We start from the raw sequence: 1,414 nt of genomic DNA, 5'->3' as shown, positions 1-1,414 counted from the left end.
AAGGTCATATATGGTCCGTCCCGCGTTATGCAAGATAAAAGTACCAATGGTTAAGGTGAGCTGCAGTCATATATCCGGCTTTTGATGAAGATCTCTTTCTTCTAGCCCCAATGGATTCTGCATACTTCCTGCTTAATCAGACTCGCGGCTTCGTTGAGCCATAGACCTTGCCAAGCTGTTGGAAGTATAGGTCTTACCTGTTTGCCATCTATCTACTTTTCTCTTAGCAACTCAAGATTAACGTTAATTTTTTAGGCTGAGTACATTAGCGCTCAGCCTAACTTCTGTTTTAGGCCGCTAGGTAGTTATTGCCGTCCTGCAATATTTTCCAAGCAGTTCTAACATTTTTATTAGCCACCGCTACAGATGCAACGTTCACATTACGGCGGCGTGCAAGATCTGTAATCCAGTTACTGCGGTAATCGCTATGCTTGGGCGATGTCCTGACTACCGCTCTACCACCATGTATCAACAACGATCGTAAATATTGATCACCACGTTTACTAATACCTAATAGCGTCGATCTGCCACCGGTTGAGTTCTGCCTTGGGACCAACCCTAGATACGCTGAAGCCTCTCGCCCATCTTTAAATGCACTTCCGTCACCTAAGGTCGCCACTAATGCAGTTGCAGCCATTGGCCCAATACCGGGTATGGTTTGCAAACGAACACATCGTTCATCCTGTCTGGCTAATAACTCAATCTTTTGATTAAAGTCCTCTACCTGTTGATCTACCGTGATCAGTGCACTGTAGAGATTCTGAAGTAGTTCTCTAAATAAAATCGAAAGCTCTCTGTTATCGCTATCGATAATGGACGGCAAACTTCTTCGCAAGATCGATATACCTTGCGGAAGCACAACGCCGTATTCAGTAAGTAGACCTCTTATCTGATTCGACAGAGCCGTGCGATGAGCGACAACTAGGCTACGCGCTCGATGAATACTCTGAATATCTTGTTGTGCTGTATCTTTAGGCGATACAAAACGCATATCCGGCCGTTGCGATGCTTCACATATTGCCTGGGCATCAAGCGCATCATTCTTGTTCGATTTTACAAACGGCTTAACAAACTGGGGAGCGATTAGCTTTACCGTATGCCCCATAGCTGTGAACTTCCGAGCAAAATGATTTGCTCCACCACAAGCTTCCATAACTACTGTGCAAGGCTGTAAGTTCGATACGTATTGAATAAGCTTCGATCGATTTACCGGCTTTGAGTGTATCTTCACCCCTGATCGATCTGCCGCATGGATATGAAAACTCGTTTTCGCCAAATCAATTGCTAGGGTATGTACTTCTGCGTTTGTTATAGTCTGCGTCATGGTCCGTCTCCTTTGGATAAAAGTGTGGTAACTAATATCCTGGCACATTGTGATGCCGTTTAAGAAGCGGGACGGACCATCCCATTAGAC

At 45.0% G+C, this 1,414-nt stretch carries 1 protein-coding gene; it reads right to left on the bottom strand.

Features of this window, described 5'->3' with window-relative positions:
- Window positions 1-289 precede the first annotated feature (289 nt).
- On the bottom strand, window positions 290-1,324 hold the full coding sequence (locus XMA152_RS12400; protein ID WP_173483780.1) for an IS110 family transposase: 1,035 nt from the start codon (window positions 1,322-1,324) through the stop codon (window positions 290-292).
- Between the last annotated feature and the right edge of the window lie 90 nt (window positions 1,325-1,414).

The organism is Marinobacterium sp. xm-a-152 (genome assembly GCF_013282965.1).
GTDB lineage: Bacteria > Pseudomonadota > Gammaproteobacteria > Pseudomonadales > Balneatricaceae > Marinobacterium_E.
The sequence above is the reverse complement of the archived record's forward strand: the minus strand, read 5'-3'. Positions and strand labels throughout refer to the sequence as shown.

What these genes read in the sequence shown, in the direction of transcription:
- XMA152_RS12400 (WP_173483780.1), bottom strand. Translation starts at nt 1,324, where the DNA reads ATGACGCAGACTATAACAAACGCAGAAGTACATACCCTAGCAATTGAT.